The organism is Pseudomonas putida (genome assembly GCA_029953615.1).
In the GTDB taxonomy this organism is placed as follows: domain Bacteria; phylum Pseudomonadota; class Gammaproteobacteria; order Pseudomonadales; family Pseudomonadaceae; genus Aquipseudomonas.
The window spans coordinates 613,751-637,163 of sequence record CP124529.1 but is presented as its reverse complement, the minus strand read 5'-3'; the positions used below and the strand labels follow the sequence as shown (position 1 = coordinate 637,163).

At 63.1% G+C, this 23,413-nt stretch carries 19 protein-coding genes and 4 pseudogenes; 20 read left to right on the top strand and 3 right to left on the bottom strand.

Translation table 11 applies throughout. From position 1 onward, the window contains the following. The 20 genes and pseudogenes from fliN (at position 1) to QIY50_02845 (ending at position 18,352) form a co-directional block, all read left to right on the top strand. Positions 1-471, top strand: a complete 471-nt coding sequence (fliN, locus tag QIY50_02940) for a flagellar motor switch protein FliN (GenBank protein WGV21244.1) — start codon at positions 1-3, stop codon at positions 469-471. A 12-nt stretch (positions 472-483) separates the two neighbouring features. Beyond that, complete coding sequence (fliO, locus tag QIY50_02935; protein WGV21243.1) at positions 484-915, top strand: flagellar biosynthetic protein FliO; 432 nt, start codon at positions 484-486, stop codon at positions 913-915. After that, entirely contained in the window at positions 915-1,670 is a 756-nt protein-coding gene (gene fliP / locus QIY50_02930) for a flagellar type III secretion system pore protein FliP (protein WGV21242.1), read from the top strand. The genes fliO and fliP overlap by 1 nt, the downstream gene beginning before the upstream one ends. Before the next feature lie 21 nt (positions 1,671-1,691). Next, positions 1,692-1,961: a flagellar biosynthesis protein FliQ gene (gene fliQ / locus QIY50_02925; GenBank protein WGV21241.1), complete on the top strand. Its 270-nt coding sequence runs from the start codon at positions 1,692-1,694 to the stop codon at positions 1,959-1,961. 7 nt (positions 1,962-1,968) lie between these two features. Next, positions 1,969-2,746: pseudogene (fliR, locus tag QIY50_02920) on the top strand (flagellar biosynthetic protein FliR). 2 nt (positions 2,747-2,748) lie between these two features. Next, the gene (gene flhB, locus QIY50_02915) at positions 2,749-3,891 is read left to right on the top strand and encodes a flagellar biosynthesis protein FlhB (GenBank protein WGV21240.1); all 1,143 of its coding nucleotides are present in this window, start codon (positions 2,749-2,751) and stop codon (positions 3,889-3,891) included. 210 nt (positions 3,892-4,101) lie between these two features. Further along, positions 4,102-6,232 (top strand): annotated as a pseudogene (gene flhA / locus QIY50_02910) (flagellar biosynthesis protein FlhA). 11 nt (positions 6,233-6,243) lie between these two features. Next, positions 6,244-7,554, top strand: a complete 1,311-nt coding sequence (flhF, locus tag QIY50_02905) for a flagellar biosynthesis protein FlhF (protein WGV21239.1) — start codon at positions 6,244-6,246, stop codon at positions 7,552-7,554. A gap of 93 nt (positions 7,555-7,647) precedes the next feature. After that, positions 7,648-8,481 (top strand): flagellar synthesis regulator FleN, encoded by an 834-nt coding sequence (gene fleN / locus QIY50_02900; protein WGV21238.1) that lies wholly within the window; start codon positions 7,648-7,650, stop codon positions 8,479-8,481. Then, positions 8,478-9,218, top strand: a complete 741-nt coding sequence (fliA, locus tag QIY50_02895; GenBank protein WGV21237.1) for an RNA polymerase sigma factor FliA — start codon at positions 8,478-8,480, stop codon at positions 9,216-9,218. The genes fleN and fliA overlap by 4 nt, the downstream gene beginning before the upstream one ends. Positions 9,219-9,336: 118 nt before the next feature. Then, complete coding sequence (locus tag QIY50_02890) at positions 9,337-9,711, top strand: chemotaxis response regulator CheY (protein ID WGV21236.1); 375 nt, start codon at positions 9,337-9,339, stop codon at positions 9,709-9,711. Positions 9,712-9,732: 21 nt separating this feature from the next. Next, positions 9,733-10,521, top strand: coding sequence for a protein phosphatase CheZ (locus QIY50_02885; GenBank protein WGV21235.1), 789 nt, complete (start codon positions 9,733-9,735; stop codon positions 10,519-10,521). A 12-nt stretch (positions 10,522-10,533) separates the two neighbouring features. Then, positions 10,534-12,760: pseudogene (locus tag QIY50_02880) on the top strand (chemotaxis protein CheA). A gap of 46 nt (positions 12,761-12,806) precedes the next feature. Then, positions 12,807-13,940, top strand: coding sequence for a chemotaxis response regulator protein-glutamate methylesterase (locus QIY50_02875; GenBank protein WGV21234.1), 1,134 nt, complete (start codon positions 12,807-12,809; stop codon positions 13,938-13,940). After that, positions 13,940-14,680: a flagellar motor protein gene (locus QIY50_02870; protein ID WGV22995.1), complete on the top strand. Its 741-nt coding sequence runs from the start codon at positions 13,940-13,942 to the stop codon at positions 14,678-14,680. The genes QIY50_02875 and QIY50_02870 overlap by 1 nt, the downstream gene beginning before the upstream one ends. Positions 14,681-14,683: 3 nt before the next feature. Further along, a complete protein-coding gene (motD, locus tag QIY50_02865) occupies positions 14,684-15,541 on the top strand; it encodes a flagellar motor protein MotD (protein WGV21233.1) in 858 nt (285 codons plus the stop codon). A gap of 210 nt (positions 15,542-15,751) precedes the next feature. After that, positions 15,752-16,541, top strand: a pseudogene (locus QIY50_02860) (ParA family protein). Then, complete coding sequence (locus QIY50_02855; protein WGV21232.1) at positions 16,541-17,434, top strand: chemotaxis protein CheW; 894 nt, start codon at positions 16,541-16,543, stop codon at positions 17,432-17,434. Before QIY50_02860 ends, QIY50_02855 begins: the two are co-directional and overlap by 1 nt. A 41-nt stretch (positions 17,435-17,475) precedes the next feature. After that, complete coding sequence (locus QIY50_02850) at positions 17,476-17,955, top strand: chemotaxis protein CheW (GenBank protein ID WGV21231.1); 480 nt, start codon at positions 17,476-17,478, stop codon at positions 17,953-17,955. A gap of 1 nt (position 17,956) precedes the next feature. Beyond that, positions 17,957-18,352 (top strand): DUF2802 domain-containing protein, encoded by a 396-nt coding sequence (locus QIY50_02845; GenBank protein ID WGV21230.1) that lies wholly within the window; start codon positions 17,957-17,959, stop codon positions 18,350-18,352. Between the two features lie 32 nt (positions 18,353-18,384). Here QIY50_02845 and QIY50_02840 read toward each other — a convergent pair whose 3' ends face one another. The 3 genes from QIY50_02840 to QIY50_02830 form a co-directional block, all read right to left on the bottom strand. Next, positions 18,385-21,099, bottom strand: a complete 2,715-nt coding sequence (locus QIY50_02840) for a glycosyltransferase (protein WGV21229.1) — start codon at positions 21,097-21,099, stop codon at positions 18,385-18,387. A 159-nt stretch (positions 21,100-21,258) separates the two neighbouring features. Beyond that, complete coding sequence (locus QIY50_02835; GenBank protein ID WGV21228.1) at positions 21,259-21,600, bottom strand: EscU/YscU/HrcU family type III secretion system export apparatus switch protein; 342 nt, start codon at positions 21,598-21,600, stop codon at positions 21,259-21,261. After that, positions 21,597-23,153: a flagellar hook-length control protein FliK gene (locus tag QIY50_02830; protein ID WGV21227.1), complete on the bottom strand. Its 1,557-nt coding sequence runs from the start codon at positions 23,151-23,153 to the stop codon at positions 21,597-21,599. Before QIY50_02830 ends, QIY50_02835 begins: the two co-directional genes overlap by 4 nt. Between the last annotated feature and the right edge of the window lie 260 nt (positions 23,154-23,413).

Sequence of the window (23,413 nt, the reverse complement as noted above, 5' to 3'; positions counted from 1 at the left end):
ATGGCTAACGAAAACGAGATCACCTCCGCAGAGGACCAGGCACTGGCCGATGAATGGGCTGCGGCACTGGAAGAAACCGGTGCAGCCGGCCAGGCGGATATCGATGCACTGCTGGGTGGTGACACCGGTAGCAGCACCAGCGGCCCGGGCCGCCTGCCGATGGAGGAGTTCGCCAGCTCGCCGAAGCCGAACGAGAACGTCAGCCTCGAAGGCCCTAACCTGGACGTGATCCTGGATATCCCGGTGAACATTTCCATGGAAGTGGGCAGTACCGAGATCAATATCCGCAACCTGCTGCAGCTCAACCAGGGCTCGGTGATCGAGCTCGATCGCCTGGCCGGCGAGCCGCTCGACGTGCTGGTCAACGGTACGCTGATCGCCCACGGCGAAGTGGTGGTGGTCAACGAAAAGTTCGGCATCCGCCTGACCGACGTGATCAGCCCCAGCGAACGTATCAAGAAGCTGCGCTGAGTGAAGGGCACGATGCGCGCCATTGCGGCGCTCGCCGCGCTGCTTGCCAGCCAGGCCTGCCTGGCCGCGGCCACGCCGGCGGCAACCCCAACTGCGCCTGGCAGCCTCGGCGGGCAGCTGGCGCAGATGGTTTTCGGCCTGCTGCTGGTGGTCGGCCTGATCTTCTTCCTGGCCTGGTTGCTGCGGCGTTTGCAGAGCACGGCGGTGAAGGGCGGGCAGGTGATCGAGATCGTCGGCAGCCGGGCCATCGGCCCGCGTGACCGCCTGCTGCTGGTGCAGGTGGGCAAGGAGCAGATCCTGATCGGCCATACTCCTGGCAGCATCGAGGCCCTGCATGTGCTGGCCGAACCCGTGGAAGTGCCGGAAAGCGCCCGCCAGGCAACGCCGGAGTTCGCCCAGCGGCTGATGGAGTTGATGGGCAAGAACCCTAAGGACAACACGTGATGAGCGGCGCGCTGCGTATGTTGCTGATTTTGGCGCTGTTGCTGGTTGCGCCGCTGGCCTTGGCCGCCGACCCGCTGTCGATCCCGGCCATTACCCTGTCCAATACCCCGGACGGGCAGCAGGAGTATTCGGTCAGCCTGCAGATCCTGCTGATCATGACGGCGCTCAGTTTCATCCCGGCGTTCGTCATCCTGATGACCAGCTTCACCCGCATCATCATCGTGTTCTCGATCCTGCGCCAGGCGCTGGGCCTGCAGCAGACGCCGTCGAACCAGTTGCTGACTGGCATGGCGCTGTTCCTGACCATGTTCATCATGGCCCCGGTGTTCGACCGGGTGAACCAGGACGCGCTGCAGCCGTACCTGAAGGAGCAGATGACCGCCCAGCAGGCCATCGACAAGGCCCAGGGGCCGCTCAAGGATTTCATGCTGGCGCAAACCCGGCAAAGCGACCTCGACTTGTTCATGCGTCTGTCCAAGCGTACCGATATCGCCGGCCCGGACCAGGTGCCGCTGACGATTCTGGTGCCGGCGTTCGTCACCTCCGAACTGAAGACTGCGTTCCAGATCGGTTTCATGATTTTCATCCCGTTCCTGATCATCGACATGGTGGTGGCCAGTGTGCTGATGGCCATGGGTATGATGATGCTGTCGCCGCTGATCATTTCGCTGCCGTTCAAGATCATGCTGTTCGTGCTGGTCGATGGCTGGGCGCTGATCATGGGCACCTTGGCCAGCAGTTTCGGCGGCGTCTGACGCCGTCAAGGAGAGCCGCCGATGACACCTGAAATCGCTGTCGACCTGTTCCGTGATGCGCTGTGGCTGACCACCCTGATGGTTGCCGTGCTGGTGGTGCCGAGCCTGTTGGTGGGCCTGGTGGTAGCGATGTTCCAGGCCGCCACGCAGATCAACGAACAGACACTGAGTTTCCTGCCGCGCCTGCTGGTGATGCTGGTCACGCTGATCATCGCCGGGCCGTGGCTGGTGCAGAAGTTCATGGAATACATCACCAGCCTCTATACCAACATCCCGCAGCTGATCGGTTGACGCGGCGATGCTGGAGCTGACCGACACGCAGATCGGCACCTGGGTTGCCACCTTCATCCTGCCGTTGTTCAGGGTGACTGCGGTGCTGATGACCATGCCGATCTTCGGCACGCGCATGCTGCCGGCACGGGTGCGCCTGTACGTGGCAGTGGCGATTACCGTGGTGATCGTACCGGCGCTGCCGCCGCTGCCTGAATTCGACCCGTTGAGCCTGCGCGGTTTGCTGTTGTGCGCCGAGCAGATCATCGTTGGCGCGCTGTTCGGCCTGGCCTTGCAGCTGCTGTTCCAGGTCTTCGTGATCGCCGGGCAGATCGTGGCGGTGCAGATGGGCATGGCCTTCGCTTCGATGGTCGACCCGGCCAACGGTGTCAACGTCACGGTGATCAGCCAGTTCATGACCATGCTGGTGAGCGTGTTGTTCCTGTTGATGAATGGCCACCTGGTGGTGTTCGAGGTGCTGACCGAAAGCTTCACCACCTTGCCGGTGGGCAATGCGCTGGTGGTCAACCATTTCTGGGAGCTGGCCGGGCGCCTGGGCTGGGTGTTCGCCGCCGGCCTGCTGCTGATTCTTCCGGTCATCGCTGCGCTGCTGGTGGTGAACATTGCCTTTGGTGTAATGACCCGTGCCGCGCCACAGCTGAACATCTTCTCCATCGGTTTCCCGCTGACCCTGGTCATGGGCATGTTCATTTTCTTGGGTCGGCCTGGCCGATGTGCTGTCCCACTACCAGGCGTTGGCCAGCGAAGCGCTGCAATGGCTGCGTGAACTGGCGAGGGCGCGCTGAGCATGGCGGAAAGCGAGAGCGGTCAGGACAAGACGGAAGACCCCACCGAGAAACGCAAGCGCGATGCCCGCGAGAAAGGCGAGATCGCGCGCTCCAAGGAGCTGAACACGGTGGCGGTGACCCTGGCCGGCGCGGGTGGCCTGCTGGCGTTCGGCGGCCACCTGGCCGAGACGCTGCTGGAAATGATGCGCATGAACTTCAGCCTGACCCGCGACATCATCGTTGACGAGCGGGCCATGGGCGCCTTCCTGATGGCCTCGGGCAAGATGGCGATATGGGCGACGCAGCCGGTGTTGATCCTGCTGTTCGTGATCTCCTTCGTGGCGCCTATCGCCCTGAGCGGTTTCCTGTTCTCCGGCAGCCTGTTGCAACCCAAGTTCAGCCGCATGAACCCGCTGTCGGGGATCAAGCGCATGTTCTCGATGCATGCCCTGACCGAGCTGCTCAAGGCGCTGGCCAAGTTCTTCGTGATCCTGGTGGTCGCGGTGGTGGTGCTGATCAGCGATCGCCAGGCCTTGCTGTCGATCGCCAACGAGCCGCTGGAGCAGGCGATCATTCACAGCCTGCAGGTCGTGGGTTGGAGTGCGTTGTGGATGTCGGCCGGGCTGCTGCTGATTGCGGCGGCAGACGTGCCGTTCCAGCTGTGGCAGACGCACAAGAAAATGAAGATGACCAAGCAGGAGGTCAAGGACGAGTACAAGGACAGCGAAGGCAAGCCCGAGGTCAAGCAGCGTATTCGCCAGTTGCAGCGCGAAATGTCGCAGCGGCGCATGATGGCGGCGGTGCCGGAGGCTGATGTGATCATCACCAACCCGACACATTATGCGGTGGCCTTGCAGTACGACCCGGAGAAGGGCGGGGCGGCGCCGTTGCTGCTGGCCAAGGGCAGCGACTTCATGGCCTTGAAGATTCGCGAGATCGGTGTGGAACACAAGATCCAGATCCTCGAGTCGCCAGCCCTGGCGCGGGCGATCTATTACTCCACCGAGCTGGAGCAGGAAATCCCTGCCGGCTTGTACCTGGCGGTGGCGCAGGTGCTGGCCTATGTGTTCCAGATCCGCCAGTACCGGGCCGGCAAGGGCAAGCGGCCGGAGCCCCTGAAAGACGACCTGCCGATACCGCCGGACCTGCGTCGCGACAGTTGACCTTGTGTCAGGGCTTCTGGCCCTTTCGCGGGCACGCCCGCTCCCACAGGTGCGGTGTCCAGCTGTGAGATCCCTGTGGGAGCGGGCGTGCCCGCGAAGAGGCCGGAACAGGCAACATAAATCCCCCGTCGAGTAAAGTTGGAAAGCTTCTTGCAAAGCCAGCGCCAGGCGCCGCCTGTGCGTCAAAGTTTTGCATCAAGAGGACTCGCGGTGGATCGCACTCAGTTAATCAGCAACGCCCGTAACAACCTGGCCGGGCTCGGCCGGGGCAACCTGGGTGTGCCGCTGTTGCTGCTGGTGATGTTGGCAATGATGATGCTGCCAATACCACCGTTCCTGCTCGACGTGTTCTTCACCTTCAACATCGCCTTGTCGATCGTGGTCCTGCTGGTTTGCGTTTACGCCCTGCGCCCGCTCGACTTCGCCGCGTTCCCCACCATCCTGCTGGTGGCCACGTTGTTGCGCCTGGCCCTGAACGTGGCTTCCACCCGGGTAGTGATGCTGCACGGCCAGGAGGGCCACGGCGCTGCCGGCAAGGTGATCCAGGCCTTCGGCGAGGTGGTGATCGGCGGTAACTATGTGGTCGGTGCCGTGGTGTTCGCCATCCTCATGATCATCAACTTCGTGGTGGTGACCAAGGGCGCCGGGCGTATCTCGGAAGTGAGCGCGCGTTTCACCCTCGACGCAATGCCCGGCAAGCAGATGGCCATCGACGCCGACCTCAACGCCGGCCTGATCGACCAGGCCCAGGCCAAACACCGTCGTGCCGAAGTGGCGCAGGAAGCCGAGTTCTACGGTTCGATGGACGGTGCCAGCAAGTTCGTCCGCGGTGACGCCATCGCCGGCCTGCTGATCCTGTTCATCAACCTGATCGGCGGCATGCTGATCGGCATGCTGCAGCACGGCATGAGCTTCGGTGAGGCCGGCAAGGTATACGCCTTGCTGACCATCGGTGACGGTTTGGTGGCGCAATTGCCATCACTGCTGCTGTCTACCGCTGCCGCGATCATGGTTACCCGGGCCTCGGGCTCCGAGGACATGGGCAAGCTGATCAACCGGCAGATGTTCGACTCGCCCAAGGCCCTGGCGGTTTCCGGCGCGCTGATGATCGTCATGGGCCTGGTGCCGGGCATGCCGCATGTGGCTTTCCTCAGCCTCGGCCTGCTGGCCGGTGGCGGTGCCTACCTGGTGTGGAAGAAGCAGCAGAAAGCCAGGCTGCAGGCGCAGCAAGAGGCGCAGCGCCAGCAGGACCTGCTGCCCTCGCCGGCAGCGTGCACTGGAGACCAAGGAACTGGGCTGGGACGACGTCACGCCCATCGACATGATCGGCCTGGAGGTTGGCTACCGGCTGATTCCGCTGGTCGATCGCAACCAGGGCGGCCAATTGCTGGCGCGGATCAAGGGCGTGCGCAAGAAACTGTCGCAAGACCTGGGCTTCCTCATGCCCACCGTGCACATCCGCGACAACCTCGACCTGCAGCCCAGCGCCTATCGCCTGACCTTGATGGGGGTGATCCTGGCTGAGGCCGAGATCTACCCGGATCGTGAGCTGGCCATCAACCCGGGGCAGGTGTTCGGCACCCTCAACGGCATTGCCGCACGCGACCCGGCGTTTGGCCTGGAGGCGGTGTGGATCGACGTTGGCCAGCGTTCCCAGGCGCAGTCGCTGGGCTACACCGTGGTCGACGCCAGCACCGTGGTGGCCACTCACCTCAACCAGATCCTGCAGAAGCACTGCCACGAGCTGATCGGCCACGAAGAGGTCCAGCAACTGTTGCAGGTGCTCGCCAAGGCATCGCCTAAACTTGCAGAGGAGCTGGTGCCAGGTGTCATTTCCTTGTCGGGCCTGCTGAAGGTGCTGCAAGCGTTGTTGTCGGAACAGGTGCCAGTGCGCGATATTCGCAGTATCGCCGAGGCGATCGCGAACAACGCCGGCAAGAGTCAAGATACCGCCGCGCTGGTGGCGGCAGTGCGCGTCGGATTGTGTCGCGCCATCGTGCAAAGCATTGTCGGCGTTGAGTCGGAGCTGCCAGTGATTACCCTGGAGCCAAGGTTGGAACAGATTTTGCTGAATAGTCTGCAAAGGGCCGGGCAAGGTCAGGAAGACGGTGTTCTTCTGGAACCGAGCATGGCCGAGAAGCTGCAGCGTTCGTTGATCGAAGCGGCCCAGCGCCAGGAAATGCAGGGCCAGCCGGCCATCCTGCTGGTCGCCGGCCCGATTCGCGCCATGCTGTCGCGTTTCGGTCGCCTGGCTGTACCGAATTTGCATGTTCTGGCGTATCAGGAAATACCTGACAACAAGCAAGTCACCATCGTTGCCACCGTGGGCCCTAACGGCTGAGGTAGTGGATAATGCAAGTTAAGCGATTTTTCGCCGCCGATATGCGTCAGGCCATGAAGCTGGTCCGCGATGAGCTGGGCGCCGATGCCGCGATCATCGGCAACCGCCGCATCGCTGGCGGTGTCGAACTGACGGCTGCGCTGGACTACAAGCTGTCCGCCCTGGCCCCGCGTGTGCCCAATGCCGAGCTGGAAGAAGAGCTGCGCAAGACCCATACGCGCATCGCCACTGCCCAGGCCGAACTGGGCCACCGCCAGGACAGCAGTGACAACAACCGCCAATTGTTCGCCGGGCAATCGCTGACCGCCGCCGAGCCATTGATCGAACCGCACGTCGATGCGCCCGAGGCCGTTGCGCCAGCCCCTGCCTCGGCACCGGTCGACCCACGCCTGTTCGATGCCATGCGCTCCGAGCTGTCGGGCCTGCGCGAGCTGCTGGAAGTGCAGCTCGGTTCGCTGGCCTGGAATCAGCTGCAGGGCAGCAAGCCGCAGCAGGCCACGGTCTGGCGCCGCCTGCAGCGCATCGGCCTGTCCGGGCCGATCGCCCGCGAGCTGCTTGACCTGACCGCCGAGATCGACGAGCCACGTCAGGCCTGGCGCATGCTGCTGGCGCATCTGGCGCGGATGATCGAAATTCCCGAAATCGAACCGATCGAAGAGGGCGGGGTGATCGCCATGGTCGGCCCGGCCGGCATGGGCAAGACCACCACCCTGGCCAAGCTGGCCGCCCGCTACGTGCTCAAGTACGGCGCGCAGAACCTGGCGCTGGTGAGCATGGACAGCTTCCGCATCGGCGCCCAGGAACAGCTCAAGACGCTGGGCCGTATCCTCAACGTGCCGGTGACCTATGTCGACCCGGGCCAGTCGTTGGCCGCGGCGCTGGAGCCGCTGTTGCGCAAGCGCGTGGTGCTGATCGATACCGCCGGCCTGCAAGCCAGCGACCCGGCCCTGCGCCTGCAACTGGAAACCCTGGCCGGGCGGGGCATTGCCGCCAAGAACTACCTGGTGCTGGCCACCACCAGCCAGAAGCAGGTGCTGACCGCCGCCTACCACAGCTACAAGCGCTGCGGCCTGGCCGGTTGCATCCTGACCAAACTCGATGAAACGGCGAGCCTTGGCGACGTGCTGAGCCTTGCCATCAGTCACGAACTGCCAGTGGCCTACCTGACCGATGGGCCGCGCATTCCTGACGACCTGCACCTGCCTCGCGGGCACCAGCTGGTTACCCGCGCGGTCAATGTGCAGCAGCAGGACGAGCCCAGCGAAGAGGCCATGGCCGACATGTTCGCTGATCTCTATCACAACCCACGGCGAGCGGGTTGATGATGAAGCGTGTGCAAGGTAGCTATGCCAAAGGGTACGCAGAATTGCCCTACGTGTGGCCTGAGTCCCAGCGAGACAAGGTAAAGAACAGACATGGGTAGCATGCATCCCGTACAGGTGATCGCCGTGACCGGTGGCAAAGGTGGCGTCGGCAAGACTAACGTTTCAGTGAACCTGTCCCTGGCGCTGGCCGAGCTTGGCCGCAGGGTCATGCTGCTTGACGCCGACCTGGGCCTGGCCAATGTCGACGTGCTGCTGGGGCTGACCCCCAAGCGGACGCTGGCCGATGTCATCGAAGGGCGCTGCGAGCTGCGCGACGTGATGTTGCAGGGGCCTGGCGGGGTGCGCATCGTGCCGGCGGCCTCGGGCACGCAGAGCATGGTGCACCTGGCCCCGGCCCAGCATGCCGGGTTGATCCAGGCCTTCAGCGAAGTCGGCGACAACCTGGACGTGCTGGTGATCGACACCGCGGCCGGTATCGGTGACTCGGTGGTCAGCTTCGTCCGCGCCGCCCAGGAAGTGCTGCTGGTGGTGTGCGACGAACCCACCTCTATCACCGATGCCTACGCCCTGATCAAGCTGCTTAACCGCGACTACGGCATGAACCGCTTCCGTGTGCTGGCCAACATGGCACAAAGCCCGCAGGAAGGGCGCAACCTGTTCGCCAAGCTGACCAAGGTCACCGACCGCTTCCTCGACGTTGCCCTGCAGTACGTGGGCGCCGTGCCGTATGACGAGTGCGTGCGCAAGGCAGTGCAGAAGCAGCGCGCGGTTTACGAAGCCTTCCCTCGCTCCAAGTGCGCGCTGGCATTCAAGGCGATTGCCCAGAAGGTCGACAGCTGGCCGCTGCCGGCCAACCCGCGCGGCCATCTGGAGTTCTTTGTCGAGCGCCTGGTGCAACCCACCAGCGCGGGACCTGTGTTATGAATGCCAGCGGTTTCAAGATGTACAGCCGCGCGTCGAAAGACGCCCAGTACGAGCTGATCGAGCGTTACGCCCCGCTGGTCAAGCGCATCGCCTACCACCTGCTGGCGCGGCTGCCGGCCAACGTGCAGGTCGAGGACTTGATCCAGGCCGGCATGATCGGCCTGCTGGAAGTGGCCAACAAGTATGACGCCAGCAAGGGCGCCAGCTTTGAAACCTACGCCGGCATCCGCATTCGCGGGGCCATGCTCGATGAAGTGCGCAAGGGCGACTGGGCGCCGCGTTCGGTGCACCGCAACACACGCATGGTCAGTGACGCGATGCGTGCCGTGGAGGCCAGAACCGGTCGCGACGCTAAAGATCATGAAGTTGCTGCCGAACTCCAATTGAGTCTCGATGATTACTACGGGATCTTGAACGATACCCTGGGCAGCCGCCTGTTCAGTTTCGACGACCTGCTGCAGGACGGCGAGCACGAAGGGCTGCATGAGGACGGCGCCAGCGGCCAGGTCGAGCCTGCGCGTGGCCTGGAGGACGAGCGCTTCCAGGTTGCCCTGACCGAGGCCATCGCCAACCTGCCGGAGCGTGAACGCCTGGTGCTGGCGCTGTACTACGACGAAGAGCTGAACCTCAAGGAAATCGGTGAGGTGCTTGGGGTCAGCGAGTCGCGGGTCAGCCAGTTGCACAGCCAGTGTGCCGCGCGCCTGCGCAGCCGCCTGGGGGAATGGCGGGCGCGTTGAGCCCGCTGGCATTGCCGTCTTTTTCCACGTGCGTTTTCCATGTTGCACCGAATTGATTGAATGCGCGCTCGGGACCGAGCGCGTTTGAGACTGCTTGGAGGTCTACTTGAACAAAGATATGAAAATCCTCATCGTTGACGACTTTTCGACGATGCGGCGGATCATCAAGAACCTGTTGCGTGACCTGGGCTTCACCAACACCGAAGAAGCCGATGATGGCACCACGGCGCTGCCGATGCTGGAAAACGGCCACTTTGATTTCCTCGTGACCGACTGGAACATGCCCGGCATGTCCGGCATCGACCTGCTGCGTAAAGTGCGTGCCAGCGACAAGCTGAAAACCATGCCGGTCCTGATGGTGACGGCCGAGGCCAAGCGCGACCAGATCATCGAAGCGGCCCAGGCCGGGGTCAACGGCTATGTGGTCAAGCCGTTCACCGCCCAGGTGCTCAAAGAAAAGATCGAGAAGATCTTCGAACGCGTCAACGGCTGAGTCACGTCAGGGGGGCGCGCCATGGATTCATCACAAACGTCTTTGGGCGAGTTCGAATCGACCCTGAAGAAGCATGCCCAGGAGCTGGTTGAGAGCCTGGAGCGAGGCCGTTTCGGCGAGGCGGTGCAGCTGATTCACGAGCTGAACCAGACCCGCGACCGCGGCCTGTACCAGGAAGTCGGCAAGCTGACCCGCGAGCTGCACAGTGCCATCGTCAGTTTCCAGATCGACCCGACCATGCCGCAGGCCGAGGAGGTGTCGCAGATAACCGACGCCACCGAGCGCCTGTCGTATGTGGTCAGGCTTACCGAGGGCGCGGCCAACCGCACCATGGACCTGGTCGAGGAAAGCACCCCGGTGCTCAACGAGCTGGCCAGCGAGGCCAAGGCCCTGAGCGCCGACTGGCAGCGCTTCATGCGCCGCGAAGTGGCTGCGCCGGAGTTCCGTGAGCTGGTCAAGCGCGTCGACAGTTTCCTGACGCACAGTGCCGAAGGTAACCGCAAGGTCGCCGGCCACCTCAACGACATTCTGCTGGCTCAGGACTATCAGGACCTGACCGGCCAGGTGATCAAGCGCGTCACCAACCTGGTCACCGAGGTGGAAAGCAACCTGCTCAAACTGGTGCTGATGGCCAGCCAGGTCGACCGCTTTGCCGGTATCCAGCATGACCACGATCAACTGCGTGCAGAAAAAGATCGAGAAAAACATCCGACTCGGGGTGAAGGTCCGCAGATTCATGCCGATAAGCGTGAAGACGTCGTGTCCGGTCAGGACGATGTCGATGATCTGCTGTCCAGCCTTGGTTTTTAAGGAGCACGTTTGATGAGCTTCGGCGCCGATGAAGAAATCCTCCAGGATTTCCTGGTAGAAGCCGGCGAAATTCTTGAGCAACTGTCCGAGCAACTGGTCGAGCTGGAAAGCCGGCCCGACGATGCCGACCTGCTCAATGCGATCTTTCGCGGTTTCCACACTGTAAAAGGGGGCGCCGGCTTCCTTCAGCTGAACGAGCTGGTGGAGTGCTGCCATATCGCCGAGAACGTGTTCGACGTCCTGCGCAAAGGTGAGCGCCGGGTCGACGCGGAACTGATGGATGTGGTGCTCGAGGCACTGGATACGGTCAACAGCATGTTTGGCCAGGTGCGCGAGCGCACTGAAGTGACCGCGGCTACCCCCGAGCTGTTGGCGGCGTTGTCGCGCCTGGCCGAGCCGGGCGGCGCCGAAAGCGTTGAAGTGCCTGCCGCTGCGGCGCCAGCGCCGGTTGCCAAGGCGCCAGCCGAGGAGCAGGACATCACCGACAGCGAGTTCGAACAGCTGCTCGATTCGCTCGATGCGGTCAAGGCACAAGCTGCGGCCGACGAGCAGATGCAGGGCGAGACTGTCAGCGGTGAAGGTGACGAAATCACCGACGCCGAGTTCGAGTCGCTGCTCGACCAGTTGCACGGCAAAGGCCAGTTCAGCGCCGAGGTTGCTGCGCAGCCGGTTGTCAGCGCGCCGGAAACGGCCAGCGACGAAATTACCGACGCCGAATTCGAATCGCTGCTGGACCAGTTGCATGGCAAGGGCACCTTCCAGGCCGATGCCTTGCCCGGCGCCAAGGCGCCAGCGCCTGCCGCAGCGGACACCCATGCTGGCGGCGACGACATCAGCGAGCACGAGTTCGAGGCGCTGCTGGACCAACTGCATGGCAAGGGCAAGTTCGGTAGCGACGTTGCCGCCGTCGAAGCCCCGGCTGCGGCCAAGGCGCAAGCGCCGGCAGCGGCCAAGGCCGACAGCCAGCCCGTGGCCAAGCCAGCCGCAGCTACGCCGGCACCTGCCAGCAAACCTGCCGCAGCACCCCGCGCCCCGGCCGCGGCCGCCGACAAGCATGGTGCCAGCGAAGCGGAGACCACCGTACGGGTCGATACCGCACGCCTGGACGAGATCATGAACATGGTCGGCGAACTGGTGCTGGTACGTAACCGCCTGGTGCGCCTGGGCCTGAACAGCGGCGACGAGGCCATGTCCAAGGCCGTGTCCAACCTTGACGTGGTCACCGCCGACCTGCAGACCGCGGTGATGAAAACCCGCATGCAGCCGATCAAGAAAGTCTTCGGCCGCTTCCCGCGCCTGGTGCGTGACCTGGCCCGCCAGCTGAAGAAAGAGATCAACCTGGAGCTGGTCGGCGAAGAGACCGATCTGGACAAGAACCTGGTCGAGGCCCTGGCCGACCCGTTGGTGCACCTGGTGCGCAACGCCGTCGACCATGGTGTGGAAATGCCCGATGAGCGTGAAGCGTCCGGCAAGGCGCGCACCGGCCGTGTGGTGCTGTCGGCCGAACAGGAAGGCGACCACATCCTGCTGTCGATCTCGGACGACGGCAAAGGCATGGACCCCAACATCCTGCGCGCCAAGGCCGTGGAAAAGGGCCTCATGGACAAGGATGCCGCCGACCGCCTGAGCGAGTCGGACTGCTACAACCTGATCTTCGCCCCGGGCTTCTCGACCAAGACCGAGATTTCCGACGTGTCCGGTCGTGGCGTGGGCATGGATGTGGTCAAGACCAAGATCTCCCAGCTCAACGGCTCGATCAACATCTTCTCGGCCAAGGGCCAGGGCTCGAAGATCGTCATCAAGGTGCCGCTGACCCTGGCGATCATGCCCACCTTGATGGTGATGCTGGGCAACCAGGCGTTTGCATTCCCGCTGGTCAACGTCAACGAGATCTTCCACCTCGACCTGTCGCGCACCAACGTGGTCGACGGCCAGGAAGTGGTGATCGTGCGTGACAAGGCGCTGCCGCTGTTCTACCTCAAGCGCTGGCTGGTCCAGGGCCAGGTGCACGAAGAGCAGCACGAGGGCCATGTGGTGATCCTGTCGGTCGGCACCCAGCGCATCGGCTTTGTCGTCGATCAACTGGTTGGCCAGGAAGAAGTGGTAATCAAGCCGCTGGGCAAGATGTTGCAGGTGCACCCCGGGCATGTCCGGGGCCACCATCACTGGCGACGGTCGCATCGCGTTGATTCTCGACGTCCCGAGCATGCTCAAGCGTTACGCCGCGCGGCGTATTTGATTTCGGTGGCGCACCCTGGCGGGTTGCGCCGCCTAATGGAGTGTTTATGGCAGTCAAGGTCCTGGTGGTGGATGATTCCGGTTTCTTCCGCCGCCGCGTCTCGGAAATCCTCTCGGCGGATCCGACGATCCAGGTAGTGGGTACCGCGACCAACGGCAAGGAAGCAATCGACCAGGCGCTGGCGCTCAAGCCCGATGTCATCACCATGGACTACGAAATGCCCATGATGGACGGCATCACTGCGGTGCGGCACATCATGCAGCGCTGCCCGACGCCGGTGTTGATGTTTTCGTCGCTGACCCACGAAGGCGCCCGTGTCACCCTCGATGCGCTGGATGCCGGTGCGGTGGATTACCTGCCGAAGAACTTCGAGGACATTTCGCGCAACCCCGAGAAGGTCAAGCAGTTGCTGTGCGAGAAGGTGCATACCATTTCCCGCAGCAATCGCCGTTTTGGCAGCTATGCCAGCCATGCGCCGGTCGCCGCACCTGTGCCGGCAAGCAGCAGCCACACCCCTGCCAGCAGTCTTGCCAGCCCGGCAGCGGCGCGCACGCCTGCGCCTGCCCGTGCGGCGGCATCGGCAGCGGCGCCAGCGCACTCGCCGGCACCCAAGCGCAAGCCTTACAAACTGGTGGCCATCGGTACCTCCACGGGCGGCCCGGTCGCCCTGCAGCGGGTGCTGACCCAGCTGCCGGCCAACTTCCCGGCACCGATCGTGCTGATCCAGCACATGCCGGCGGCCTTCACCAAGGCCTTTGCCGAACGCCTGGACAAGCTGTGCCGCATCAGCGTCAAGGAAGCCGAGGACGGCGACATGCTGCGCCCGGGCCTGGCCCTGCTGGCGCCCGGTGGCAAGCAGATGATGATCGACGGCCGTGGCGCGGTGAAGATCCTGCCCGGTGACGAGCGCCTCAACTACAAACCATGCGTGGACATCACCTTCGCCTCTGCGGCCAAGTCGTATGGCGACAAGGTGCTGTCGGTGGTGCTTACCGGCATGGGCGCCGATGGCCGCGAAGGTGCGCGCCTGCTCAAGCAGGGCGGCAGCACGGTGTGGGCCCAGGATGAAGCCAGCTGCGTGATCTATGGCATGCCCATGGCCATCGTCAAGGCCAACCTGGCCGACGCGGTGTACAGCCTGGACGAAATCGGCAAGCACCTGGTGGAGGCGTGCGTCTGATGGACGTGCTCAGCCTGATCGGCCTGATCCTCGCCTTTGTCGCCATTGTCGGTGGCAATTTCCTCGAAGGCGGCCATGTCGGTGCCCTGATCAATGGTCCGGCGGCGCTGATCGTGCTGGGCGGCACCCTGGCGGCGGCCTTGCTGCAGTCGCCATTGTCGTCGTTCAAGCGTGCCTTGCAGATTCTGCGCTGGATCCTGTTTCCGCCGCGGGTCGACCTGGCGGGCGGGGTTGACCGTGTCGTCAACTGGAGCCTGACGGCGCGCAAGGAAGGCCTGCTGGGCCTGGAAGGGGTAGCCGACAGCGAGCCTGACCCATATGCGCGCAAGGGCCTGCAGCTGCTGGTGGATGGTGCCGAGCCAGAAGCCATCCGCAGCATCCTGGAAGTCGATTTCCTGACCCAGGAAAGCCGCGATATCCAGGCTGCCAAGGTGTTCGAGAGCATGGGGGGCTACGCGCCGACCATCGGTATCATTGGTGCGGTGATGGGCCTGATCCACGTGATGGGCAACCTTGCCGACCCGTCGCAACTGGGCAACGGCATTGCCGTGGCTTTTGTCGCGACCATCTACGGCGTGGCCAGCGCCAACCTGATACTGCTGCCGATCGCCAACAAGCTCAAGGCCATCGTCATGCGCCAGTCGCGCTACCGCGAGATGCTGCTCGAGGGCCTGCTGTCGATTGCCGAGGGTGAGAACCCGCGCTCGATCGAGCTGAAGCTGCAAGGCTTCATGGAGTAGCCCATGCGTCGCCGTCGTCATACCGAGGAACACGAAAACCACGAACGCTGGCTGGTGTCGTACGCCGACTTCATCACGTTGCTGTTCGCCTTTTTCGTGGTGATGTACTCGATTTCCTCGATCAACGAGGGCAAGTACAAGGTCATTTCCCAGGCCTTGCTCGGCGTGTTCAACGACCCCGAGCGCAGCATGAAGCCGATCCCCATCGGCGAAGAGCGGCCGCTGAGCGTGCGCCCGGCCGAGCCGTTGGTGAAGGACAGCGAGCAGACCGATGCGGGCCTGGGGGCGACCAGTGTCGACCCGCTGAAAACCATCAGCGATGACGTGCGCGATGCCTTTGGCGACCTGATCAACAGCGACCAGATGACCGTGCGCGGCAATGAGCTGTGGATCGAGATCGAGCTCAATTCCTCGTTGCTGTTCGGCAGTGGCGATGCCATGCCTAGCGACAAGGCATTTGCCATCATCGAGAAGGTGGCCGGCATTCTCAAGCCGTTCGCCAACCCGGTGCATGTCGAAGGCTTTACCGACAACCTGCCGATCCGCACTGCACAGTACCCGACCAACTGGGAGCTGTCGTCGGCGCGGGCGGCGAGCATCGTGCGCCTGCTGGCCATGGAAGGGGTCAACCCGGCGCGCATGGCCTCGGTCGGCTATGGCGAATACCAGCCGGTGGCGAGCAACGACACTGCCGACGGCCGTGCGCGCAACCGGCGCGTGGTGCTGGTGATTTCGCGCAACCTCGAAGTGCGCCGCAGCCTGACTGGCTCGGGCAGTGCCAATGCCACGCCGGATGCCGCATTGCGCCGGGCTGGCACACAAAGTGCACCGGCTACGCCAGCAACGGTGGCGGGGCAGTGATCCGTCAATTCCCCGACGTTGCCACGGACACGATGTTGAAGATGGCGCTACCCCTTGTGGGAGCGGGCATGCCCGCGAAGCAGACGACGCGGTGAGTGGCACCGGCTGCGCCGGTGTTCGCGGGCGCGCCCGCTCCCACAGGGATCGTGCAGGCTTTTGAATAGTTGTTTCTACAGTGTCCCTGCCAAATCAATAGATAGAGTTTGCTTGATGAGAGTCTGGGCAGTAGCCAATCAAAAAGGTGGCGTCGGCAAGACCACCACTACCATCGCCCTGGCCGGCCTGCTGGCCGAGGCCGGCAAGCGCGTGGTCGTCGTCGACCTCGACCCGCACGGCTCGATGACCAGCTATTTCGGGCACAACCCCGATGCCCTGGAACACAGCTGCTACGACCTGTTCCTGCACAAGGGGGCGGTGCCCGAGGGCCTGCCCGGGCAATTGCTGCTGCCCACCAGTGACGATCGCATCTCGCTGTTGCCGTCGAGCACCGCGCTGGCGGTGCTGGAGCGCCAGTCACCGGGGCAGAACGGCCTGGGCCTGGTGATCGCCAAGAGTCTGGCGCAGCTGTGGCAGGATTTCGACTATGCCTTGATCGACAGCCCACCCTTGCTCGGTCGTGCTGATGGTCAATGCGCTGGCAGCCAGCCAGCAGCTGGTGATTCCGGTACAAACCGAATTTCTTGCGGTCAAGGGCCTGGAGCGCATGGTCGGTACCCTGGCCATGGTCAACCGCTCGCGCAAGCAGGCGCTGCCGTACCAGATCGTGCCGACTCTGTTCGACCGCCGTACCCAGGCCTCGCTGGGCACGCTCAAGCTGCTGCGTGACACCTACGGCCAGCATGTGTGGCAGGGCTACATCCCGGTGGATACGCGCCTGCGCGATGCCAGCCGCAAGGGCGTTACGCCCTCGCAATTCGACAGCAAGAGCCGCGGGCTGATTGCCTATCGGGCGCTGCTCAAGCACCTGCTGACCTACAAGACTGCGGCGCAGGTGGCCTGATGACCCAGACCCGGAAAACCGGCACCCGGCCACAGATGGCCCTGCAATCGTACCTCGACGGCCTGTTGCAGGAGGCCACCGAAACCGAAGACCTGTTCGAGGCGCCGGAAGCGGCGGACACGTTCGCTGAAGCCGTGCGCGAAGAGCAGGCGCGTGATGCCGTGCAGCAGGCCAGGCCGGCGCCAGCCGAAGCAACCGCCAGCCCTTCACCGAGGCCGTTCGCCGAGCCCAGGCTGGCGGTGCTGCCCAGCGTGATGCCGGTGGAAGCACCGGTGGTGACGGTGGTGGAACGCGAGGTGGTGGCCCAGGCCAGCATCCCGGTGCTGGTCGAAGAACAGATCGTGGAGCCGGCAGTGCCGCTGGTGGATGTGCACCTGCCGGCCCCTGACCTGCCAGTGCCCCCGGCCACCGTCGATGGCCGCCCGGCGTGGGCCGCCGAACCGTTCGAATGCCTGCTGTTCGACGTGGCCGGCCTGACTCTGGCGGTACCGCTGGTGTGCCTGGGTTCGATCTATACCCTGGCAGGTCAGGAACTGACGCCGCTGTTCGGCCAGCCCGACTGGTTCCTGGGCATCCTGACCTGCCAGGCCGGCAACCTGAAGGTGCTGGACACTGCGCGTTGGGTAATGCCCGACCGCTACCGCGATGATTTTCGCCAGGGCCTGCAGTACGTGATTTCCGTGCAGGGCTACGAATGGGGGTTGGCCGTGCACCAGGTCAGCCGCTCGCTGCGCCTGGACCCGTCCGAAATCAAGTGGCGCAGCCAGCGTGGCCAGCGCCCGTGGCTGGCCGGCACGGTGATTGAACACATGTGTGCACTGCTCGACGTCGCCGCACTGGCCGAGCTGATCGCCAGTGGCGCGGTCAAGCAGATGCATGCCAAACAGAAATGACACCGAACACACCGCCGATGGCGGATTTTGAGGGTAGGGGAATGAAAAAGTCGTCTGCACAAGGTTCCGAAGATCCGATCCTGCAGTGGGTTACCTTCCGTCTGGACAATGAGTCCTACGGCATCAATGTGATGCAGGTGCAGGAAGTGTTGCGCTACACCGAGATCGCCCCGGTGCCGGGTGCGCCAAGCTATGTGCTGGGCATCATCAACCTGCGCGGCAACGTGGTGACCGTGATCGACACCCGCCAGCGCTTTGGCCTGATGCCGACTGAAGTCACCGACAACACCCGTATCGTCATCATCGAAGCCGACAAGCAAGTGGTCGGTATCCTGGTCGACAGCGTGGCCGAGGTGGTGTACCTGCGTCAGTCCGAAATCGAGACCGCGCCGAACGTGGGTAACGAAGAGTCGGCCAAGTTCATCCAGGGCGTGTGCAACAAGAATGGCGAGCTGCTGATTCTGGTCGAGCTGGACAAGATGATGACCGAGGAAGAATGGTCCGAGCTGGAGAACATCTGAGTTGATCCTAGAGGTAGCTGTCATCTTCCTGGCGCTGGTCTGGGCGCTGAGCCTGTGGTTTTTCCTCAACTACAGCAAGCGCCAGCGCGAGCTGGCTGCGCAGCAGGCGGAGGGTGATGCGCTGCGTGACCAGCGCATCAAGGACCTCGCCAAGCGCCTGGACGACTACCAGAACGGTACCGTGCGCATGGGCGAGGCGCTGCATGAACTGAGCGTGGCGGTTGCCCCACTGCCCGACAAGATCCAGCAACTGGAGCAGCGCGACCCGCATAACGTCACCTTCACCCAGGCGGCCAAGCTGGTGGGCATGGGCGCCAGCGTGGCCGAACTGACCGAAAGCTGCGGCCTGACCCAGGCCGAGGCCGAGCTGATGAGCAAGCTGCACCGCAGTGGCTGATGAAACGGGCGACACAAGTCGCCCGGTTTGTTTCAGGGCCTGCCCCACGAGTGGTAGTTGCCGATCCCTATGAAGCTACTTAGCGCTTGGTCAGTCTTCACGGCATCATCGCTAAAACTAAACACATCGGGCAGCAGGAACCTGAGCCGGTTCTGAGGAAGGAGGCAAAGTTTGGCGAGTTGTCGCTGAATGCGCAGCCTGGCCAACTCAACGTTGTTCACATCGTCAATAACTTCATTGAGCACGGCAGGCCCGGTCATGCTGCTCAATGCCTTGACGTAGGCTTCATGGCCGGGTTGACCCTTCAACGGTCTGCTTTCATAAAACGTTTCGTTGTTAAGGTAGTGTTCGCGTATGCGATCAGAGATTATCTGTAACGTATCGTTGTTTGCGTGGCTGCCGATCATGTTGGTGTTGTAATCGGCATGCATTCCCATCATGTCGTTGCTGACCGGGGAGCCCAGCACCAGGCCTTCGGGGGTCGTGCTCAAGTGGCTTGAACTGATCAGCGCCTTGTCATCCAGCTCGGCAGCGAGCAACTCGTCGTCGATGTCCATATATATTCCACCCTCTGCGTCCAGCAACGGGTAGCGCAGGACATCACAAGCCGAAGAGTAGTGTTTGCGTTCAATGGCTTTTGCATATTGCTCGTAATATTCTGTTTCCTTGAAGTCATGAAACAGCGGCTCGTCTTCCAGCGTTTTCATTTCCAGCTTATCGCTGAATTCGGCCAGCCTTGTCTTGTTGATTTCATAAGCTTCCGAGCTGCCATTCGACAGGTACAGTCGATATCGATATTGTGTTCCCCGCAACCTTTCGACATTGGTTTTGATCTTTGTCAGTAGTTCATCGGGGAGGGTTTGGTCACCGACCCATATGCTTAGAATCTGCTTGGGTAGCGGCCTCAGATCGGCGCTGTTGACAGGTGGAATCTCGATGGGCAGCTTCAAGTCGACGCCCAATGCATGCAGTGTCTTCATGCGTATCTCATCGGTAACCGTCCGGTTGGCGACTTCGATCGCAGCCAGGCCGTCATGTTCGTCACTGACGTGGTAGTAGGTGGGTTGCCTGCTTTGTCGTTCTGCGTCGAGGACGAACGCATCGTGTTCACTGTCGTAAACCACTGTGACCCTGCGCTCGTCCAGCACCGCTTCCATACGCATGCCGCCAGTTTGCGGATCAATGACTCTGGTGATCTGCCTGGCTACCGGGCTCTCATTCAGTGGGGTGGGCGGCAAGGAGAATGGGGGTGGGGAGAAGTACTGTGCCGCTGCCCCCTCTTCTTGCAAATGGGGCGGGCTGTTGGGACTCAAGGGATACCCCAACTGATCGTTCACTCGCGTCGGCAGGGTGAACCGTGAGCACTTGCCGGGGAACAGGATCTTTGTGCGGGTCGCTGGTAGCAAGGCCAGGGGCGCAGCATTGAGCAGGCCGAACGTGATGTTGCCTACGCCATCGTCCTTTTCATCAAGCGTCTTGCCGTTGATTGCCTGATCGAGCCCCAGGCCAAACTGCGCTATGCCGCCAACGGCCAGCAGCGGTATGAGTTCGGGCACCACGATGGCCAGAGGCGCCAGCAGGTTGATCGAGGTCACCAGATAGCCACGCCAGCGTGCCTTGGTCACTTGCGCATCGCTGGTGATGATGAAATCGGCGTCGGCGTAGCTGCGTTTGCGTTGTCGCAATGTGAGGGCTGCGAACAGTTCACCTTCGAGCAATGGGCTGTACTTGTGCGGCCGATAGTTGACGTACTCGGCGGGGGGCCAGGGGCCGTCGACGGTGAAACCTGAGCGGTTGGGCGATCGATGGTGAAAGGCCGGATAAGTGCCGAGGCCGTCCAGGGCGGTATCCTGGCCACTGAAATCCAGTCCATCCGGGGTGTCGGCAAGTTTGAAGTGCTGGCGCAGGCTTTGACGTTTTTCGGCATCACCGCATTGGTCACCGAACCAGGTCTTCAGACCTGCCATGTCGTCGAATTCATGGAAGGGTGATGAGTTGCCAGGCACGTACAGCAGTACTTTCTGCTGTGCCGGGGTAGCGATGTAGATCAAGTCAGTGGCGGTGTAGCCATAAACGTTCAAAGCCCTGATCTCCAAGCCAGGAACGCTTTGCATGATGCCGGCAGCCTGCCAGGCCAGTTGGCGACCTGCATCGCTCAACGAGCCTTCCTGGACCTGCTTGTTGCAAGCAGCAATGAAGCTGATTTGCAGGGACTGTCGATGAGTATCGTTGGCCTTGTTCCAGTAGCTATCCAGCATGGTGGTGAAGCGCTTGTAGAAGTCCAGGCTCCAGATGAACTGCTGCATGGCCTCGACGTCGACCGGCAGGTGCGTGGTGCTGTCGTAGCGGGCCGGGGTGGTCCTGCGGAACAGGCCGTTGAACACCGAGAAGTGGGCGCCGTTGTCAAACACGCCGGGTTCCGGCAGGCGTTCGACGATAGTCAACGGCTCGCTTGGCAAAGTGCCTGCCCAGTGGCCCGGGAACAATTGGCCGATCACATTCCTGTTGGTCTCACCTTGCCAGTTCGAGAGCACCGCCTGGGTGAGAGAAATGCGCTGGGTAATGACTGCCTGATTGCCACGGTAGTGCAGGGTGACTACGTCGGTCCGGTCGGGGTCGAGATCATGGCCCTGTTGCATGGCCCATTCACGGATAGCGCTGCAAGCGTGCCGGTCCGGGCGGGGAATATGCTGCAGATGGTTGCGGACGAACTGCTCGCCCGCGGGGTTCACCAAGGTGCCTGTCATGGGTATCAGCCTGTGCGGATAAATGAGGCACTACCGTAGCCAGGCAGAGGGTTCAGGCTGTTCTACATGGTTACCACCTTGCGCGGCTGTTCGTCTTGCACGGTCCCTGCAGAGAAGTTCGCCGGCTGAACGGCTGATGCCGACCGGGGTGGTAGATAGCTACCGGTGGCCCCCAGGTGGCAGCAGCGCGGTTACCGGGGTGATGTCGCGCGGTGCCTCGGGTTCGTCGCTGAAACCGGCGGGCACCTTGCCACGCAGTTGCCAGGCGAAGGCAATGATCTCGGCAATGGTCAGGTACAGCGCTTCAGGGATCTGCTCGCCCAGCTCCAGGCGCGCCAGCAGGCGCACCAACTCGGCGTTTTCGTAGATTGGCACCTCGTGCTCGCGGGCCAGGGCCAGGATGGCCTCGGCCAGCGCATCGTCACCCTTGGCGCTGAGGGTGGGGGCTTGCTGGCCGTCGTAGCTCAGGGCAATGGCCTGGCGGGTGGTTTTTTGTGTCATGCGTTTTCATCTACCCAGCGTTGTTCCACCCGCGTACGCGGGCCATGGGGTGGCGTGCCGGGGTGGCATTCCAGGTCGCCTACCTCCAGGCCCCGTGCCAGCAGGCGTTCGCGCAGGGTGCCCAGCTGGGTGTCGATCAGCCGGGCGGTTTGCTCGCGCTCTGCCCACAGCTGGCCGCTCAAGCGGCCCTGGCTCAGCTGCGCCTGTACCTGCATGGGGCCGAGCGGCGACAGGTCGAAGGCCAGCTCGATGCGCCACAGTGCTTGCAGCGGGTCTGGCGCTTCGTGCTGGCGGTCTGCCTGCTGTTGCGGGGTTTCCTCGCGCTGCAGCTTGACCTGCAACGGGATGAACTCCTGACCGTGACGAATCGGCACTTCGGTTTGCCAGGTGGTCTGCAGGTTGCCGTTTTCCAGGGTACCGGTTTGTTGCAGGCTGCTCATGGCATGGCTTTGCAGGCGCGATACGGCAGCGGCGGCCAGGCGCAGCAGTTGTTGCAGGTCGCCTTCGTCCTCCATGGCCTTGAGCAGGCGCGACGGCAGCGGGAATGCGCCCGGTTGCGGTTTCGGGCTGACCCGTTCGAGCATGCCCAACGCGCTGCGGGCCAGGGCCGGCATGGTAACGGCCAGGCTGGCGGGGGCCAGGTTGGGTGCACCGGGTACGCTGGCCGGGGCGACGGTGATCAGCCGCAGCAAATGCGCCTTGAGGTCGGTGGCGACGCTGGCCGGGAAACCGCCCAGCAGTTTGGCTTCGAGAAAGGCGCCGCTGTTGTTCAGGGCTTGGGCTACTGCCTTGGCATCACCCAGTTGCCGGGCTTCCGGCAGGCTGGCCAACAGGCGTTCGGCGCTGGCTCGCAGCTCGCCATCGGCGCCCGGGTCGCGGGCCACCTGTTGCAGGGCATTGAGCAGGCCGGGCAGTGAAGCCTGGCGGTTTTGCTGGGTCAGCAACTGCTGGGCAATGCTGAGCTGGTCCTGGCGGCCGCTGAGCGGTACGAAACGCAGTGACTGGTCGCCCTGCACCAGCGCGCTGAGCAGGCTGCCGACGGCCAGTGGGCGCGGGCTGTCCACACTCAGGGTGGCGCCGGCCTGGGCGCTGTTGAGCAGGCTGACCAGTGCCCGGTAGACGGTGGGCTGGCCGGGTGCCTGGGCCAGCGCCTGGTTGGTCAGGACCTTGCCCTGCAGCAGGGTGCCGACCGGCACCTTGCCGGTGTCCAGGCGGGTGAGGGTGGCGATCTGGCTGGCGCTGGCCTGCTGCAGCATGATCGCCAGGCGGTTGCTTTCGGGCTGGCTGACCGTGACCTGGCTACCTTGGGGCAGGGGCTGGCTGGCGCTGGCTTGCAGCTGGGTCTGGGTGCCGTTGGCCTGCATCAACCGCAGCACCAGCTGGAAGTCCTGGCCCACCTGACGCAACGACATGACCTCTGCCTGCGCAGTCTCGCCGGGCGCCATCAAACCGGGCTGCGGTTGCGTCAGGCGCAGCAGTTCACCGGTCATGCCTGCCTTGATGGCCTGGGGGCTGATCGCGGTTTGTGCGCCGAGACTATTGATTTCAGTCATGATTGTATACAACCTGTCGAACCCGGCCTCTTGGCAGCGCGGCGGCGCGTGTAATAATGCCGACCGTCCGTCGTTGCCAGTATAACGGCAGCGAGTGGGGCGACTTGAGACACAAGGGTTTTGGAGCGGTGTCGCCTGCTTCGCGGGCACGCCCGCTCCCACAAGGTTTCCCGCAAGGTTTGAAAGCTGCGCGAAACCCTGTGGGAGCGGGCGTGCCCGCGAAGCAGGCGACACCGCTATGGAACCCTACAAAGATAAGG